General features: G+C 67.9%; 15 protein-coding genes and 1 pseudogene. 4 read left to right on the top strand and 12 right to left on the bottom strand.

Annotated elements, in window-relative coordinates; all coding sequences use genetic code 11:
* Positions 1 to 263 precede the first annotated feature (263 nt).
* On the top strand, positions 264 to 680 hold the full coding sequence (locus tag QUY26_RS39760; RefSeq protein WP_289956764.1) for a hypothetical protein: 417 nt from the start codon (positions 264 to 266) through the stop codon (positions 678 to 680).
* A gap of 115 nt (positions 681 to 795) precedes the next feature.
* Here QUY26_RS39760 and QUY26_RS39755 read toward each other — a convergent pair whose 3' ends face one another.
* Positions 796 to 1,458 carry a hypothetical protein gene (locus tag QUY26_RS39755; RefSeq protein WP_289956762.1) on the bottom strand — a complete coding sequence of 221 codons (663 nt, stop codon included), beginning with the start codon at positions 1,456 to 1,458 and terminating at the stop codon, positions 796 to 798.
* A gap of 1,037 nt (positions 1,459 to 2,495) precedes the next feature.
* Between QUY26_RS39755 and QUY26_RS39750 the strand changes: the two genes are divergently transcribed.
* Both QUY26_RS39750 and QUY26_RS39745 read left to right on the top strand, forming a co-directional pair.
* Positions 2,496 to 3,746, top strand: coding sequence for a cell wall protein (locus QUY26_RS39750; protein WP_289956759.1), 1,251 nt, complete (start codon positions 2,496 to 2,498; stop codon positions 3,744 to 3,746).
* A gap of 225 nt (positions 3,747 to 3,971) precedes the next feature.
* Positions 3,972 to 5,486, top strand: a complete 1,515-nt coding sequence (locus QUY26_RS39745) for a hypothetical protein (protein WP_289956757.1) — start codon at positions 3,972 to 3,974, stop codon at positions 5,484 to 5,486.
* A 9-nt stretch (positions 5,487 to 5,495) separates the two neighbouring features.
* Here QUY26_RS39745 and QUY26_RS39740 read toward each other — a convergent pair.
* The 3 genes and pseudogenes from QUY26_RS39740 to QUY26_RS39730 all read right to left on the bottom strand — a co-directional run.
* A pseudogene (locus QUY26_RS39740) lies at positions 5,496 to 5,588 on the bottom strand (IS5/IS1182 family transposase); the annotation flags it as partial.
* Positions 5,589 to 6,004: 416 nt separating this feature from the next.
* Entirely contained in the window at positions 6,005 to 6,622 is a 618-nt protein-coding gene (locus QUY26_RS39735) for a hypothetical protein (protein ID WP_289956756.1), read from the bottom strand.
* Between the two features lie 104 nt (positions 6,623 to 6,726).
* Positions 6,727 to 7,692 carry a NucA/NucB deoxyribonuclease domain-containing protein gene (locus QUY26_RS39730; RefSeq protein ID WP_289956752.1) on the bottom strand — a complete coding sequence of 322 codons (966 nt, stop codon included), beginning with the start codon at positions 7,690 to 7,692 and terminating at the stop codon, positions 6,727 to 6,729.
* 485 nt (positions 7,693 to 8,177) lie between these two features.
* Here QUY26_RS39730 and QUY26_RS39725 point away from each other — a divergent pair, with 485 nt between their 5' ends.
* Positions 8,178 to 8,909 (top strand): DUF7873 family protein, encoded by a 732-nt coding sequence (locus QUY26_RS39725; protein ID WP_006376607.1) that lies wholly within the window; start codon positions 8,178 to 8,180, stop codon positions 8,907 to 8,909.
* A 444-nt stretch (positions 8,910 to 9,353) separates the two neighbouring features.
* Here the strand turns inward: QUY26_RS39725 and QUY26_RS39720 are convergent, their stop codons facing one another.
* The 8 genes from QUY26_RS39720 to QUY26_RS39685 form a co-directional block, all read right to left on the bottom strand.
* Positions 9,354 to 10,478, bottom strand: coding sequence for an IS630 family transposase (locus QUY26_RS39720; protein WP_289956744.1), 1,125 nt, complete (start codon positions 10,476 to 10,478; stop codon positions 9,354 to 9,356).
* A 92-nt stretch (positions 10,479 to 10,570) separates the two neighbouring features.
* Positions 10,571 to 11,388 (bottom strand): IS5 family transposase gene (locus tag QUY26_RS39715; RefSeq protein WP_289956742.1). Its coding sequence is split into 2 segments (ribosomal slippage): positions 10,571 to 11,043 and positions 11,043 to 11,388, totalling 819 coding nucleotides; the frame shifts between segments, so codons are not numbered across the junction.
* 19 nt (positions 11,389 to 11,407) lie between these two features.
* Positions 11,408 to 12,145 (bottom strand): GNAT family N-acetyltransferase, encoded by a 738-nt coding sequence (locus QUY26_RS39710; RefSeq protein ID WP_289956739.1) that lies wholly within the window; start codon positions 12,143 to 12,145, stop codon positions 11,408 to 11,410.
* Between the two features lie 159 nt (positions 12,146 to 12,304).
* Positions 12,305 to 12,910: a hypothetical protein gene (locus tag QUY26_RS39705; RefSeq protein ID WP_289956738.1), complete on the bottom strand. Its 606-nt coding sequence runs from the start codon at positions 12,908 to 12,910 to the stop codon at positions 12,305 to 12,307.
* A gap of 84 nt (positions 12,911 to 12,994) precedes the next feature.
* Complete coding sequence (locus QUY26_RS39700; protein ID WP_289956736.1) at positions 12,995 to 13,357, bottom strand: hypothetical protein; 363 nt, start codon at positions 13,355 to 13,357, stop codon at positions 12,995 to 12,997.
* 449 nt (positions 13,358 to 13,806) lie between these two features.
* Positions 13,807 to 14,802, bottom strand: a complete 996-nt coding sequence (locus QUY26_RS39695) for a three-Cys-motif partner protein TcmP (RefSeq protein ID WP_289956734.1) — start codon at positions 14,800 to 14,802, stop codon at positions 13,807 to 13,809.
* Positions 14,803 to 15,402: 600 nt separating this feature from the next.
* The gene (locus QUY26_RS39690; RefSeq protein WP_289956732.1) at positions 15,403 to 15,858 is read right to left on the bottom strand and encodes a hypothetical protein; all 456 of its coding nucleotides are present in this window, start codon (positions 15,856 to 15,858) and stop codon (positions 15,403 to 15,405) included.
* A gap of 166 nt (positions 15,859 to 16,024) precedes the next feature.
* Entirely contained in the window at positions 16,025 to 16,486 is a 462-nt protein-coding gene (locus QUY26_RS39685; RefSeq protein ID WP_289956730.1) for a hypothetical protein, read from the bottom strand.
* Positions 16,487 to 16,496: the final 10 nt, after the last annotated feature.

Below are 16,496 nucleotides of genomic sequence, written 5' to 3'. Positions count from 1 at the left end.
CAGCGTCTTGGGCAACGCCAGAGGGAGCCCGCACGTGTGCACCGTGATTCACACCGCGTTCGCGAAACCCGGCTATCTGATCGACACCCCGTGTGAGTCGGTGGCCTACGGAGGGAAGCCCGTAATGTCAGTGCCCTGGTCTAAAGTCCCCAACGCCACTGTCCTGAGCATGAGGTGAGGGGCGAAGCCGTGCAGCAGGAGGCCCTCAAAGCGTTCCGGTTCACGCTGGAGCAGCGCGGTGGGCGTTCAACCATGCGCTGGGGATGAACGTGTCCGCGCACCCGGAGTGGCGGCGCCAGGTACAGGTGCTCGTCGACCAGGGCGTGCCGGAGTCGGAGGCGCGGCGGCGGGTGAAGGTGCCGGTGCCGTCGAAGCTGGCCATCCAGAAGCACCTGAATTTGATCAAGGGTGATTCACGGAAGGGCGAGCTGCCCGAGGGCGCGTTGGGGCCGGGGCGGCCGTGTCCGTGGTGGTATGAGGTGAACACGTACACGTTCCAGTCGGCGTTCATCGACGCCGGGCGTGGCAAAACTGGCTGGGCTCGCTGTCGGGAAAGCGAACAGGCCGTGCGATGGGCTATCCGCGGTTCAAGAAGAAGGGCCGGGCGCGGGATGCGTGCCGGCCCGATCACACGGGGACCGGCCGAGCGTGTGCGCCGCTTCCCGTCTGGTGGGAGTTGACGTTGTTGGTTCCCGTGGCGTGGGAGTCGTCGTGGCTTGTCGTGCGGTCCTACGTGTGGTGTGCCCGCCGGGTGTTGAGATTGGGGCGGGTGTGCTGAGTGTGATGGCTGCACTGTTAGTGGCAGGTGGTGAACGGGTGTGCCAGGTGACCGCTGGCACGGCGCGGTCCATCTTCGGGGTCGGCGGTGCGCTGTGTGGGGGCGCCGCTGGTTTCGGCGTGCTTTGGTGTGAGGGCGGCGAGTGCGGCCTGGAGGGTCGGCTCGTGGGGCTGCCAGGCGGGCGGCACGGTGAGGCGGAGGCGTTGGCGTGGTTCGTCGCCGACGCGGCGGGGCTTGCAGTCGACGACGGGTACGAGTCCGGCTTTCGTGCTGTGGAGCAGGACCGGTTTGCCCGCGGCGACGAGGTGGATGAGTTCCTGGCGGGCGATGGGGCCGAGGGTCTGCTCGCGGGGGCCGCGGCGGCGGTCGCGGTGGACGCCGATGACGATGAGTCCGCCGAAGGTGTCGGCGATGGCGGCCCACTGCTCAAAGTAGTCCGCCGCTGGGTCGAAGACGTCCTGGAAGTGCACGAGGTCGACTTCGTCGGGCAGTTCGGCGCCAATGCGGTCGACGCGTCGTGGCCAGCCGGGGCGGGCCTGGATGGCGGGTGGGGCGCTGAGGTAGACGCGGACAGGCTCGCCGGGGCGGCGTGCGGCGGCGAGCTGGCGCATCCCGGTGATGTACGCGCGGCGGCGCGTCGGTTGGGCGTAGCTCGTGGCCAGCTGGTCGGGCGTCTGCATGGTGATCATCATGCCGTGGGTGGGTGTCGGGTGGCGTTGAGGCCCGGTTCTCTAGTGGAGCTGTCGGTGTGTCAACTGTGCCTGAGACGGGTGCGACACAGTATGGGGCGGCGTGCGTCTGAGGCAGGACGCGGGGGTAGAGTGATCTCCCATATCCCCCATACAGATTTAAGCCCTGCGACCTTGAGCAAGTCGCAGGGCAGGAACGCGACCTATATCTCCAAGGAAGGTCACGTCGTGATTCAGGGTACCCCTACCCTCCGACAGACACACACCAAGGCACCCTCCGCCGTGGCAGCGACGACGTATGCGTCGCTCCGGCGGGCGGGTGCCCTTTCTGTGCTTCCGCGCTGGTCCAGGCGTGGGCAGACCTCTCCTGCGGAGGTTGATGTGATCTAAGGCAAAAAGCGGGCCGCGTCCGCTTGGTGGCTCCTACACCACCGCGCAGATCCTGCGGCCGAATCCCACCGCCGGGCTACCACCCGGCGAAGGCTCTGACCATCGGCTACCACCCCGATTGGCCTGAGCAGTACTGGTTCTGACCGGAACCACGAAGCACCGAGTCGGGCTTCGTCATGCCGTCGAGGCCCTGCCTCAACAACAGGAGCCATTTTGCAGTACTGCCGCGCCGTTTTCCACCCCACTCACGCCCGGTTGGTCCATTTTTGTGCGCGTGGGCCGGGTCACTCTGGGCTCGAATTGCGGGAAACGCGCCTTGATTGGGCTGAGGTTTGCCCCCCGCGCCTCCGCTCGGGTGGCCCCGGGACCGTCCTCGGATGGGTACAGCTGCGGTGCGCCTGCGCGCCGCGGCTCGCTCCCACAGGTACAGCGGCGGCTGCTCTGCCGGCGAAGCGGACCGTTCTCGGGGGCGGCTGGTGAGCGCTGTTGCTCCCGAGCCTGGGGTTCTCGCTCCCGCCGAGGTTGCGTCCTTCGCACGGTCGGTGGTGGTGCTTCCGGTGGGGCTGGTGCCTGCGGGGGAGCAGGAGGTGGGGGCGACGCGGTCTCGGCGTTCGGGGCCGCGGCGGTGGCTGCGGGCGGTGGAGTGGCTGGTCGCCCAAGGCGTGCATCCGCGTGTTTCCGTGACGACGGTGCGGGTGGCGCGTGATCTGGCCGAGCGGATGGATTACGACACTGGTCATGTCCGGTACTGCGTGGAGGGGATGGTGGGGCGGCTGGGCCTGTCGCGGGCGACGGTGGCCCGGCATGTGGGCTATCTGAGGGAACTGGGGGCTCTGGCGTGGGTGGTGCGCGGTAGTCGTGCCAACGTCCGCCGCGCACGAGGGCTGGGTGGGTACGCGGCGACTGCGACGGTCTACGCGGCGGTGATCCCGCCGGTCTACGACCGCGCCCTGGGCCACGTGGTGGTCGGCTCCGGCTACACGGCGCGGATCGTCGTCGACCACCGCCGGGTGCCCGCGGACCCTGCGGCAGCTGCGCGCCGTGTGCTGCCCTCGCCCCGCTCCGCCCCTGCGGCTGGTGCAGCTGATTCTGCTGGGAATCCTGTGGATAACTCGCCTGTGGAAACCTCCTGCTCGCAGGGGGTTGAGACCCCTTCCCTGACCTTGGTTAAGGAGGCGGAGAAAGTTGAGGTAGTGGGGGGTTGTAACTACACCCCGCGCCAGGGCGCGTGCCGCCGAAGCGAGATCCCCCATCAGAGCAGTCCAGTCAACGGCCGCCGTCGCACGGCGGGGGATGTGCGGCGGGCAGCGCGCACGGTGCGGCTGGTGCGGTCTCTGGTGAACTGGACGCAGACGGTGCCGCTGCGGCGTCTTGAGTTCGTGCTGCGTCCACTGACCGACCGGGGCCTGGACGCCTGCGAGATCGCTGCCGAGCTGACCGGCATGTGCGCTGGTGTGCGGTGGCGGCCCGAGCGGCCGGATCAGTTCATCCGGGCCCGCCTCGCCGCCGACGCCAGCCCTCAGCGGACGACTCCGGCAGCCTCGGAGCGGACAACTGCTCTCGAGCACGCGGCTGCAGCGATGCGCAACCCGGCCTGGGCAGCGTGGGTTGCCGAGAAGCGGGCGAAGGAAGCGGCAGAGGTGCCGGTGTTGCCGGGCCCGGTGCGGGAGATCCTCACCGCTCTCGTCGAGATCGCTCCGCAGGTTGTTCCCGTGGCTGAGCGGGCGGCAGACGTGCTCTACTCCGAGCCCGCCGGAACCGATGATCCGGATATCTCCGGACGGCAGCGTCGGCGTCAGCTGGCCGCAGCCTCGGCCGCCTGGCAGAACGTCACCGCTCGCTATGCGGACGAACTCGCCGCCCATCACGCCAGAAAGAGCACGGAATGAGCCTGAGCCTGCTCAGGGCCCATGGCCGACCTTGGCGTTCCGCCTCCGTCGCGGAATGCACCGGCAGCAACTCCAGCGGCAGGTTGGACCCCGCAAAGGGGGCTTCTCGGCCAATGCGGGTGGGGAACCGGGCAGGGCGCGGCACTCTCCGTGTGCGGCCAGGCCTGTCCGTCCCATCCTGGCCTGGGCTGTCATCGGGGCCCGGGGACGGTGAGGAGTACCGGTATGGGCGTCAGCAGCAGCTACCTGTCGAAGGCGGAGGTCCAGCGGTTGCTGGGGGTCAACGCCTTCGGGCTGTGGCGGCTGGTGCGGAAGTACGACAACTTTCCGCAGCCGACCGAGCCGCCTCACGACCCGTTCGCGGCACTCCGCGACAAGAAGGAGCCCGAGGAGGTCTGGGACGGTACCCAGGTCTCCCGGTGGGCGGCCGAGACACCGGAGTTCTCTCACCGCGGCGCCGTGCTGGTGCGTCCGCTGCCCGAGAACCCGGCGCCGGGCCGGTGGGCCGGCTACAAGGACACGGTGCGGGGACCGGCGCTGGACTGGCAGACCGCCCTCGGTGTGATCCGCATCGTGCACAGCGACGACCGCCAGGTCGCCACGGACGTCGCCTCCGCCCTCGCCGGCAGCGGCAACCCGGACGGTGTCACCACCGTCTGCGCCCTGTACGGGGACATGGGCTTCCACGGGCCGGCCCTGGTCGCCGCGGACACCGCCCACCCGGGCATCGAGTACGAAGCCAGCTGGGGCAACGTCGCAGCCCTCGCCGGCCACGACCTGCCCTGGTGGCCCGACTTGCTGCGCCTGCCGCAGCTGATCCGTCAGTGGCAGCCCGGAGCCCCTGCGGCCGTGGCCGAGGTACCGCCCAACGAAAACGAGAAGACCCTGCGCCGGGCTGCCCGCAACAACACCTTCGACACCGCCGCACGGGCGGCCGTGACCGACATGGCCAACAGCATCCGCAACAACCGGATCGACCACACCGCCCACGACAACGAGATCTTCGGCAGAGAGGGGTACGGCGAGCGCCCGAACCCCGTCGTCATCGGCGCCGTGCCCGACACCACCCGCCACCCCCTGCCGTGCGACGGCGACCGCCAAGCGCTCAAGGACGGCTGGCACAAGCTCGCCCTGAGCAGCCACCCGGACGCCGTCGCAGCCCTCGAGGTCGCCGTCGGCCGCGATCCGGACCTGCTGCCGTTCGGAACGGTCACCGAAGTCCCCGTACAGCCCGGCGCAATCAGCGAGCGATGGGCCCGGCGACTGACCATGTGCGACCCAACCGCCGCCCACGCCGTCCTCGCCCACGGCGACACGGCGGAGGCCTTCTTCATCGACCCGCTCACCGACATGCCCGTCCTGCGCACCCCCGGCGACGGCGGCAAGCCGGCCTGGCGGTTCTACGCCCCGCTGTCCCTCCCGGACGGCGGCGCGGAACTCGCCTCGGTCGTGCTGCACCACACCGTCTGGGCCACCACCAGCGACGGGCACGTCCACCCCGCGCCCTGCACACCGACCGAGCACCTGTGGTGGGGCGACGGCTGGGGCGACCGGCCCAGCGAGGCCGCGACCGTCGTCGACGCGCTCCTAGACGACCTCGGCGCCACCATCAACCTGCGCGAGCACTGGAACGCCCCCAAGGGCCTGACCAAGCTGTTCAACGAGGAACACCAGCACGGCGCCGAACTCACCCGAAGCACCCTGCTGCACGCCCGCATGACCCCACCCCGTACACGCTAAGACGTTGTCCTATGTGGCGAGGCGGAGTAGTCGCTTGTAGCAGCACAGGGCGGCCGCCAGGCCGAGAAACGCCAGGTAGTTGCGGGGGTTGCGTTCGTAGCGGCGGAGGGCGGGCTGCCCGGGTCAGCCGCCGTGCCCTCACCGCCCTGCAGATACAGCGTGAGGAGCCCGCCCACGACCACGAGGGCCGCCCACACCGCGATGGCCGACGCCCACCATCGTCTCCTTCTCTTCACTCATGCCGCCTCTCACCCACGCCCGGACAGCCTCCGCCCTGGCAGTCTGCCAAGAACGCTCGGCGGTCGGGCGACCCGCCGTGACGCGGGCCTCGCCGCGTGTGTCCGCGACCGGCTCAGGGCCCGTGTCGCTTCGGCCCCCTGCCCGCCGCCCCGGCCCTGCCATGCGACGCGCTCGCACGGGAAGAAGGCCGCGGTGCGGCCCACGGAGGAAGACCCCGCCGACCACCACACCAAGGCGTGTGCCAGGCCCGGCCGTTGCGCCTTGCGGATTCTCTGCGCTTAAGGTCGCTGATCTTCCTCTTCGAGACTGGCCACCAGCGGGGTCACCCGCTGACTGGTGTAGGCCGCGCCTTCGGGCAGGTTGCCCGCGGCGGCCTCAGCGGCTTTGGCCCGGGCGTAGTAGTCCGGGTCGGGGTCACGGCGACGGTGGCCGGTCTGGTCGGTGAGCTTGTGCCGGATCTCCGGTGCCCGGGGGGCGGGCCAGATCTGGATGAGGTGCTGCTCTGGCGGGGTTGACGGGTCATGGGCAGTGTCGCGGCCGCGGGCGTGGATGCGAAAGCGCCACCACTGAAAGTCGTCTTCCTCGCCGAGGAGGGGGACGTTGACGTAGTCGTCGCTGACGGGGTCGCCCGCCAGCGGGCCATCGCCGCTGAAGTGCAGGCTGACTTCGACGACCTCGTCCCACCCTTCGAAGTCAGCCTGTGCTTCGGCGGGTTGGATGTCGAAGGTGACGTCGAGGTCGCCGTGCGGGGTGCCGGTCTTCACGCTCGCGTAGGTGCCCTGGGCGTTCACGCTGACCAGACCACTGCCGGCGCGCCTGTCGTCGATGTCTTCGAAGGGGGCTTCCGCGTCGGTGTCGAGCAGGACGTACTGGTGGTGCGAAACAGGAACCTGCATGACCGTCTCGACCCTCTCTGCGCCGTTGGTTGCGGGGTAGGACGGGTGCCGTGCCCCATACGCCTGGCACGGCACCCGCATCCTAGGATGCTGGTTTCAGGTGGTCAGACCTTCACCCAGTAGGCATCACGGTTCAGGACCCGCGCCTGCTTGTGGAAGCCTTGGATCCGGCCGCCTTGTGCGTCCTGCTGATCCTCAGGTACCCAGGCGGTGCCACGGCTGTCCGCGGAGACGTTGTGCCCGCCTTCACGGGTGCTGGCGAAGGGATACTCGTCGCACGACAGCCCCGGCCTGGGCGGCGTCTGCCCAGGCGGGCACACCTTGTCGCGGTTCTTCTTGGCGATCACCTTGTCGGCCTCACGGTGCAGCGGTTTGCCCGAGCCGATCCGCCCGTAGTGGCCGCCGCCGGCCTGGACGGTGCGAATGTTGCGGGCGATGTCCGGCAAGGTGCTCATCGTCGTCATCACCGGGATGTACGTGTGGAACACGCAGCCTGCCTTCATCAGCAGGGCGGAGCCGCTCCAGAAGGTGTCATCACAGCGGTAGGGCACCGTGCGGTAGTTGAAGCCGCCGGGGGTGTATCCGGCTTTGGTGAAGGTGTAGGTGTACTTCGAGGACGTGCTGTCCTTCTTCAGCTTGGCGACCTTGTCCTGGTAGGCGACCTTGCCGGAGATGCTCGCGCCGAGACTGCGGCCGCGCGGGAAGCGGTTGGTGGCCTTGCACTTGCCGCCACACTTCACCGACAGCCCGACCTTCACCCCGCGGGCATTGCCGACCAGCCGCGCCGTGCCGACCTTGACCGACTCCGACCACTTCAGCGACTTGCGCTTCAGCGTCATCTTGTGCGTGATGTCGAATGTTGCGCTGCCGACCGGACGGCCGTTCTTCAGCACATTCACCTTCGCGGACACCACGGTGCAGCTCTCGAAACGGTTGTAGATGGCCTTGCCCCGCTCGCACGGCACCGCAGCAGCCGCCCGCTCCGTCGAAGCCGCCTGCTGCCGGACCGCGCCCACGCTCACCTGCAGCGACGACTGATCAGAGACGGGTGCCGCATGAGCTGCCGTCATCAGCCCCCCGGTAAGCGCGAGCGCCGCGACGCCCGACGCCGCACCTAGTGCCCATCTGTGTAACACCAGCGAACCCCTCTCCTGCCACGCTCCTCCCCGAAGCGCCCGGTGCGCTTCAGCGGCAACGGCAGGCCCACGACGCTATGCGCGCCCGGTTTTCGCTTCTGCACATACCGAGAGCTGTGGCCGGAACCAAGCCCGGTATGGCATGTTCCGGGCAGGTGCGCTAGTGCTGTGACCGCGAAGGTTCACCACGTCGCGACGGCCGACACTGCACCTCGACGCGTCGTCGGACCACCGAGGTACGTCCCCGGTAGGAGCCGTGACCCTCCGCCTTGCGATGCACCGCACGGGTCGCCGGCCGGGCGGCCGCCTTACGGTTGGTGACCTTCGCGCCCCGGTCCGGGCTCGCACTCGCCGCCCCGCCCTCGCAGCCAGGCGTTTAATCGGATGTGCGTACGGTGCGGAGTTGGTAAGTTCGCCGTGTGCCGAAGCTGAATCAGATCATCGCAGTCGAAAAGGGCGTCAAGTCCAAGGCTCTCCAGGAGCTCACCCAGGCTCACCAGGATGTGCAGAAGCCCGCCCTGCTGGCCGGCATCTCCCGGACTTACCAGCCCAAGGACGAAGAGGGCGAGCAGCTGCCGCCAGAGTCCACGCGAGTGCAGATCAAGGCCGAGGACGCTCTGCGGGCGACCGCCGGGACGCTGACGCGGCTCTTCGACGTGACCGCGACGAAGGACTGGGCGAACCGGTCCGCGGTCGCGGACGTGGTGGTTGACGGTACGGTGCTGTTGCCCCAGGTGCCCGTCCCGTACCTGTTGTTCCTGGAGAAGCAACTCACCGACCTGCACACCTTCGTGCGCAAGCTGCCGGTGCTCGACGCCTCCGAGTCGTGGAACCTGGACCCCTCGACGGACTCGTGGAAGACGGACCCGGTGCGGACCATCCGCACGAAGAAGGTTCCGCGCAACCACGTGAAGGCCGAGGCCACGGAGAAGCACCCGGCGCAGGTCGAGGTGTACTACGAGGATGTCCCGGTCGGTTACTGGACTACGGTGAAGTTCTCCGGCGCGCTGCCCGCCCGGCGGGTCAACGAGCTCCTCGACCGTGTCGAGAAGCTCCAGCAGTCCGTCAAGTTCGCCCGCGAGGAGGCGAACAACACCGAGGTCACCGACCAGCGGGTCGGCGACGCGGTATTCGGCTACCTCTTCCGGTAGCCCCCACATACGCCCTCCGTCGCGAGCGGAGGGTGCGCGATGAGCGCAAGCTGAAACTGATGTTGAAGCTGATGAAGGGGCGTCAGTTGGGGGTTCGAATCCCTCTCCCCGCACCACGTGCGGGGGTGGCCCAAGCCTGGCAGAGGCGGCCCCATGAAACTCAGATTCTCGCTCCAGTCTCAGTATTCGCCGCCGAACACCGGATCAACCGAGCGTGGGCGAACATCGACGGATGGGGGTTCAAGTCCCTCCGGCGCCTCTCTCGTGGCGCTGTAGTTCAAAGGCAGAACACGTCGATCTCAACATGACCCGCGGTTCTTAAACGCCGCCGGTGTGCGCAAATGGGTGGCAAGCTGGAGCCCGGGAGCTGGACATGCTCCCGGGCTCCGTCACGTTCCGGCTGCGGCTTGTGATGTGACCAGGAAGGTTCACCGGGTTGAGTGGTCAGACCGCGGTGGGTAGAGGTCTGCCGCCCCAGCGGATGCTTCTTTCACTGCGGATTCGGGCACGTTCGCGTCGTTGGGCGGCCAGGACGTCGGGGTGGCGGGCGTTCTGGTTGCGCCAGCGCAGGTAGTAGGCATGCAGGGCCCTGGTCTGGATGGTGTGGTGGGGATGGTTCGAGTTGGCCAGGGTGAACTGCCGTAGTGGTCCGAAGTGGGCCTCAATGGGGTTGGCCCAGGACGCGTAGGTCGGAGTGAAGCACAGCTCGACCTTCTCGCGGGCCGCCCACCTGCGGATTCGCCAGTTCAAGTGGGCGGAGAGGTTGTCCAGGATCACGTAGATCGGGGCTCCGTCCGGGCGGGCCGTGCGGATCGTTCTCAGCGCGGCCCAGGTGTGGTCGATGCCTTTGCGGCGCCGGTTGATGCCCCACATCTGATCGTCACCGACGGAGTAGCAGCCGTGGAAGTAGGTGATGCCGTGGGTGCGCCGGTAGGTGGCCGGCAGACGCTCGGGCCGGGTCTGCTTGGCCCAGCAGGAGCCGGCGGTGGGGCGGATTCCCAAGGGCCCGAACTCGTCGAACGCGAAAGTGCGGTCCGGCCGCTCGTTGATCGCGTACTTGATCCGGGCCAGCTTGGCGTCGAAGTCGGGGTCCGGGGACTCCTTCCAGGTGTTCGTACGCTGGAAGGAGATCCTGCGGCGGGCGAGTAAACACCGCAGGGCCTCCCGTCCGATGAGGACGGGGTGGGCATGGGTTCGTCTCAGGTGATCGGCGAGCTTACGGATCGACCAGCGGGTGAAGGGCTTACCCAGGACGGTCGGGCGGGTGGTGGCCGTCTGGACGACGAAGTCCTCGTCGTCACGATCGAGAAGGTGGGGACGGCCTCCCGCCCAGCGAGGGTTCAGGCATGCGAGCCCGATCTCGTTGAACTTGTGGATCACATCGCGGACGGTGTCCTCGTCCGCCTGGACCAGGCGGGCTATGACGGGGACCGTGCTTTCGCCGGCCGAGGCCAGGAGCATCATCGCCCGCCGAAACCGCACCGCACTCGTGCTACCCCGCCGGACGATGCGCTGGAGTTTCTGTCCCTCCTGCTCGGTCAGACCGCGAACCCAGACCGGTTTCGCCATCCCGCCTCCCCACGCTGCTTGGAGAACTCATTTCCAAGCCGCACAACGAGTAGCCCGGTGAACCTTCGCGGTCACAGCACTTAGACGTTGTCCTATGTGGTGAGGCGGAGTAGTCGCTTGTAGCAGCACAGGGCGGCTGCCAGGCCGAGGAAGGCCAGGTAGTTGGAGGGGTAGCGTTCGTAGCGGGGGCTGAGCCGGTGATAGCCGGTCAGCCAGGACAGGGTCCGCTCGATCACCCACCTGCGACGCCCTAATCGTTCGCTGGATTCGATGCCCTTGCGGGCGACACGGACACCGATGTGTTTTCCCCAGAGCCATCGCCGCAGGTGGGGGACGTCGTAAGCCTTGTCCGCATGGAGGCGTTGGGGCTTGAAGCAGCGGCCGCGATGCGGGTCGTGTTGCGTTTGGAGTCCCGCCATCATCGGCTTCAGCCCTTCGCTGTCGTGGACGTTCGCCGCAGAGATCCCGACGACCAGGGGCAGTCCGTTCGCGTCCGACAGGACGTGCAGCTTGGTACCCGGCTTGCGCCGGTCCACGGGGCTCGGACCTGTGTGTTCGCCCCCTCTTTAGCCCGGACGTGGGCGGTGTCGAGCACGACGCGGGTGACGTTGATAAGGCCGGCGTCATCGAGTCGGTGGAGCACAGTCTCGTGCAGTCGGCCCCAGACGCCGGCTCTGGACCAGATCAGGAACCGCCGATGAGCAGTCGACTTGGAGATCCCAAAGCAGGGCGGCAGATACCGCCAGGCGCATCCGCTGACCAGCACGTAGATGATGGCCGCGAACAGCGTCTCATCAGGCGTATCCGGCGTCCCGCCGCCCTGCGGCCGCACTCTCGACGGCGGGATCAACGGCTTCGCGATCTCCCACAGCCCATCCGGAACGATCCAACTCCACGTTTGCTGCCCCATGTTGAAGTACTACTCCGCCTCACCACATAGGACAACGTCTTAGGCGACCGCGCCACCGGTAGAAGAAGGTCTCGCCCGGCCCCGAACCGAGCTGGATGGGCACGCCGACCAGCAGGGTGCCGACATCGATCGCCTGCCCTGGCCGCAGCACGGTGAAGCCCTGCCGTGTGTAGTACGTCCCGAGGTCGCGCCCGGTCTCGAACCCGCCGAACAACAGCACATAGTCCAACTGCCAGTACACCTCCACGCACCGTTTCAAGAGCGCGACCCCGATCCCGCGCCCGCGGGCATCCTGCCGCACCGCAACCGCCTTGATCTTCGCGTACTTCAGCATCGACAGCAGCGCGTACTGCTCGTGGCCTGGCAGCCGGGAGACCTGGGAGATGACCGATCCGGACGGGACAGCCAACAGCGCTCCGACCACCTGGCCGTCCCGGTCTTGGGCGACCAACGGCAGCGACATCGAGGCCGCCGCCGGCTGGAGGTTACCGGAGGCGGCCGCCCGCACGAGCGGCGACATCAGGTCGGTGCCCGCGATCCCGTCGAGCAGCCATGTCCCGCACTGTCCGTCAGCGAGCGCCTCGAGGTGTCCGGTCTCGAGGTCGTCGGCGGCATCCTTGAGCAGCACGGCGACCGCGCCGGCCTCCTCCGGTACTGCATACCGAATCCGTGTGCCATCGGGCCCGGGTAAGCCCTCGATCACCTTCTGCCTCGTAAGACGTGTCAGTCCGGTGGAACCGGCCCTCTTCTTCGCCATCCCCGAGAGCTACCCGCCCCCACGGCGACCGGCACCTCACCCGAGCGGGATCATTCGTGCCGACGCTGTCCGGTAACGCGGGCATCGGGACAGGCCTTCGCCCCGGCACCGCCGAAAGCTCGGCGAGGCGTGCGGACGGCGGCCGCACGTCGGACGCGCCTACCGCGCGCTCGCTGTCGGTTCTTCGCCCTGCTGCACCTGTCGCACCCGCTCCGCGAACATGCGAACCAGCGGATTCAGCACCTTCGGGTCCGCTGCAGGGTGGTCATCCACGTTCAGATTCACCCACCCGTTCACGGCACCGATACGAAACTGAACAAACGTGAAGCACCCCGGGCCGAGGCAGTACTTCGAGGCAATTACCTCATCAACGGCATCAAGCCTCACAGGCTTCACCAGCGAGCTTTCAGAGCGCTTTTGCATGCCGGCGAACTCGACTCGGGACGTCTTCGCACTGCTGAAGGAGTGGAGCCCGAAGCCAACGACACCATCAAGGTCCGGGGCCTGATAACCCCTTCGCGCGAAGCCGACGCTGCCGCCCTCGCCCTGGCCGCGGACCTCAGGTGCTCTGCGCGGCCGCCAGCCCTCAGGAACATCCGATGGGCCTGGCAGCACTCCGCGCACTTCCTGCTCCCCTAAAGTCTTCGTCACACGGGCAGAGGCGCCAGCAGCCGATTCCTTCGCGGGCTGCGCCTCGCTGCCACACGCCGCTGCCCCCACCCCGACCACGAGCACCAGTGCTCCCGCCGAACGCCACGAACCCATACGCAACTCCCTCGAGCAAACCGGCACTTCCAGCCATCCTCAGCAGCGCAATCCCCGCACACGACACCGCGGAGCACGCCGGAGCTAGCGCGGCTGCTCCCATACAGTGACGGCGAACTGCACAGGGCCCGCTGTCGGAGCGGCCACGGTGCGCAGATAGGCCGTGCGCCCGTCTTTGCTTTGGATGCACAACCGGGAGCCCCGGGTCAGCGGGGTGTTGTAGATCCCGTTCTTTTCGATCTTCTCACTGCACTCACGCTCGCTGGGAGCGGGGCCGGACCCGGGAAGCAGCGCCATGGTCAGAGAGCTGTCGTTGGTGCCAATGTTCGGTGCATCGGTGTTGGAGCCGATGAAGATGTCTGAACCCTCGTTCTCGGGGCCGACCAGTGGCGGCTTGGAATCGAGGTCGACGTCTTCGCCACCGCTGCCGAAGGTGATGCGGATCATCCCGGCGTACCTGACTTTTGGAGACGCGCCCTCGTCCTCCTGGCTGTCCGCTGCAGAAGGCGTTGTCTGCTTGCTTGCGGCACCTCCGCCGGACGGCTCCGAGTCCGAGGAGGATGACCCCCTGCTGACCAGTACGGTCACAATGATTCCCACCACAGGGATCACGATCCCCATCAACCACCATGCCCACCTGGGCTGGTGAGGTGGCGCTGGAGGCGGTAAAGGAAGTGGGGGCGGCGGAGGCGGCGCCGAAGGAGTGCGCGACGCGGAGCTACCAGGATCCGTGGTCATGACCACCTAACCTACGATTTTCCAGCGTCACACGGCTCGTGCTTGCCAGATTCGTTCCCGCTCCCCTGAAAGGCAGCACCTACCGCCGCACGATGAACTTCACTGGCGGGCGGAGGCGTGGCTCGGGTGTCCCTCGCGCCCGGTGGGCCGACGGTGCCTCAGACCGGTACCGGCTCCTGCCAGTCGCCTATCGTCTCCACGACGGTGGGTCCGGTCTGCAGGCGCTGGGTGACCAGTTCGACGAGTTCGGGGTCGCACAGGTCGTCCATCTGGAAGAAGTTGAGCTGCCCGTCAGTCTCGGCTCCGCGGGTGCGGGGGTCGCGGAAGCTTTCACCGTCGCGGTCGTCGACCTTCCACATGGCCTCCTTCATGGCCTTCAGGCCCGCGGGATTCCCGGTGCCGAACACCAGGTAGAGGGGCTGCCCGGTGCGGGGCACGAGCTGGAACTGGAGCTGGTAGCCGAAGCCGGCCCGGCGCACCGCACCGCGGTAGGTGGTCAGCCAGATCCGCCAGCGTTCGTCGGAGCGCAGTTCCTCGTCGGCCGGCGTCCAGAAGGCGCGGCCGCCGAACACGGTGTCGAGCATGTCGGGGTTCAAGTCCTCGCGGCGGCTGAACCAGTTGGGGCCGAAGGTGGTGATGACCTCGCTCGAGCGGTTGCCGGCGATGCGGCGCATCACGTCCAGGGGGACGTTCACGCTCCCCCAGCTGTCGAAGATGCCCAGGATCGGATGGCCCCAGGCGCCGAGCTCGGTCAGCAGCGGGAGGCTGTCGAGGCCGGCTTCGCCGCGCCGTACCTCGACCCGTACGGGCAGGTCGGCCAGGGGACCGAAGCGGGTGTGGAGTTCGGCCATCAGGTGCTCGTACCGGGCGCGGTCCTTCTCGATGAACACCAGGTGCACCCGCTGCGGGCTCAGCTGCATGCGGGCGATCGCGTCGTGCTGGAGGAGCCGGTCCAGGATGATCACAGGGGAGCCGGGTTCTCCGTCCTGGTAGCGGCCGGGCCCGGCGAAAGCGTCCAGGAGGGTGACGCGGGGCCGGGTGTATCCGTTCCTCTGGGAGGTCTGGAGCAGGATCGGCCACCAGGCGTCCAGATAGCGCTGATACAGCCGGTGCTTGGCCGCGGTCGCCCGCTCCAGCTTCCACAACACGCCCATCCCTGCCCCCTCCAGGCCTGGTGACGTGCTGGCAAGTGCCAGCCGCACCCCCTGGTCACAGATGGTGAGCGCGAAGCCGGACACCGTAAAGAGTGCGTACCAGCCGTAGGCGCTGTTTTCGTCACACGCCGCCAGCAAGTGCGTGGTGGCATTCCTGTGGTGGACAGCAGCACGGTTGGCGAAGGGAGTAGCTCTTCCTGAGTGAGCTCGCCGATCAGGCCGAGAGGCTGTCGTTGTGCTGGTCGGTGGGGTGGAGCAGCACAACGCCATCGCCGCCCGAGCCCCGAACCTGGTCACGGCGATCCGGCGAATGATCCGCGGCAGCAACAGCCCACCACGCCGATCTCACTCAGGGAGAGCTACGCCCCTCGGAGGTTGATCGGCACGGAGTCAGTCACTGACTCACGACCAAGGTTCGAACGGCAGCCGTGACGATCCCCGAAGCGTGCGCGGGGACGGTCTACCGCATGGGGATCATGGACGCGTCGTAGCCGCGCGGGTCCCGCGCGTTGCCCGCCGGGCGCAACGAGTGCCAGGGCTGCACAGCGCAGGCACCGCGAACCGCTGGCCCACGTGCCCGCTGCGGCACTTGCGGCCGGATCAGCAGGTGGAGCTGCGGACCTTGGCGAAGGCGTCGTTCTCGACCTTGACGTAGATGGTCTTCTTGTCCTTGCGGTTGTACTTCTTCGAGAAGTCGCGGCCCAGGTGGACCTCGAAGTCGACCTTGAAGCAGCGTCCCTTCTTCACCTGGAAGACGTCCCAGTCCCGCTTGCCGTTGGTCCGCTCCCCGGGGGAGAGCCAGGTCTCCTTCTGGTTGTTGCAGGTTGGCTTCTCGGCGGTCCAAGCGCCGGTGCTCCCAGTGTCCTTGCACCAGTTCTTCCGAGCGTAGAAGCCCTTCCCGCTGTCGTTCCAGGTCTGAGAGCACCAGCCCGGATCGCACGAACCGCCCGCGCTCGCATCGGGCGCCGGGCCCGCCAGGGTGGCGGCGGTCCCGATGGCCACCACAGCGGCCGCAGTCCTGGCGCGCTTGAGCACGGGCTTTGTGGACACGGTCACGGTCTTCCCCCTTGTACGGTGGCCGGCCCTCATGGACCGGCAGGCCCGACGTTAGGGCGATCGCGAGGGCCGTCACCAGGACTTTCGGGCAGGGCCGAAACTCATTGGGTGCGGTTCCGTTGAAGTGACGTGGCGAAGGCCGCAGTCGCCGGTCGGCGCCGCAGCGCTAGCGGCGCAGGACGGCGTGCCGGAGCTCGGTGAAGGCGCGCAGTGATTCGCTGTCGTGGACTCCTCCCGGATGCTGCTCCAGTTCCTCCCTGATCCAGGGGAGGTTCTGATCCCAGTAGGACACCTGCCCGCTGATCATGTGGTCCAGGAACCGCAGTGGACGTCGGCTTGCCGCGCCGCCGTCCCGTATTGCGCGCCGCCCGGCGTACAGCCGCTCGAAGCACCACAGAACCGTGAAGTAGGCCGTCCGTACGTCGCGCAGGTCCTCGCTGTCGAGGGTGCGCGGGTCGTGGATGAATGTGCCCAGCACATCACGGGCCCTCGCGACCTCGCCTGTCGTCAGGTCCGCATGGAGCATGCGTGCCAAATCGAAGTCTCCGTGCCGTCGTTGCCAGTAGAAGACGGCCATCGAGGTGCAGAGGGACACGATCGAGATCACCAGCGTCACCACGCCTGCCACGGTTTCCTCC

It is taken from the genome of Streptomyces flavofungini (genome assembly GCF_030388665.1).
In the GTDB taxonomy this organism is placed as follows: domain Bacteria; phylum Actinomycetota; class Actinomycetes; order Streptomycetales; family Streptomycetaceae; genus Streptomyces; species Streptomyces flavofungini_A.
This window is presented reverse-complemented; position numbering and strand designations above follow the sequence as displayed.

What these genes read in the sequence shown, in the direction of transcription:
- QUY26_RS39760 (WP_289956764.1), top strand. Translation starts at nt 264, where the DNA reads ATGAACGTGTCCGCGCACCCGGAGTGGCGGCGCCAGGTACAGGTGCTC.
- QUY26_RS39755 (WP_289956762.1), bottom strand. Translation starts at nt 1,458, where the DNA reads ATGCAGACGCCCGACCAGCTGGCCACGAGCTACGCCCAACCGACGCGC.
- QUY26_RS39745 (WP_289956757.1), top strand. Translation starts at nt 3,972, where the DNA reads ATGGGCGTCAGCAGCAGCTACCTGTCGAAGGCGGAGGTCCAGCGGTTG.
- QUY26_RS39735 (WP_289956756.1), bottom strand. Translation starts at nt 6,622, where the DNA reads ATGCAGGTTCCTGTTTCGCACCACCAGTACGTCCTGCTCGACACCGAC.
- QUY26_RS39730 (WP_289956752.1), bottom strand. Translation starts at nt 7,692, where the DNA reads ATGACGGCAGCTCATGCGGCACCCGTCTCTGATCAGTCGTCGCTGCAG.
- QUY26_RS39720 (WP_289956744.1), bottom strand. Translation starts at nt 10,478, where the DNA reads ATGGCGAAACCGGTCTGGGTTCGCGGTCTGACCGAGCAGGAGGGACAG.
- QUY26_RS39710 (WP_289956739.1), bottom strand. Translation starts at nt 12,145, where the DNA reads ATGGCGAAGAAGAGGGCCGGTTCCACCGGACTGACACGTCTTACGAGG.
- QUY26_RS39705 (WP_289956738.1), bottom strand. Translation starts at nt 12,910, where the DNA reads ATGGGTTCGTGGCGTTCGGCGGGAGCACTGGTGCTCGTGGTCGGGGTG.
- QUY26_RS39700 (WP_289956736.1), bottom strand. Translation starts at nt 13,357, where the DNA reads ATGATCCGCATCACCTTCGGCAGCGGTGGCGAAGACGTCGACCTCGAT.
- QUY26_RS39695 (WP_289956734.1), bottom strand. Translation starts at nt 14,802, where the DNA reads ATGGGCGTGTTGTGGAAGCTGGAGCGGGCGACCGCGGCCAAGCACCGG.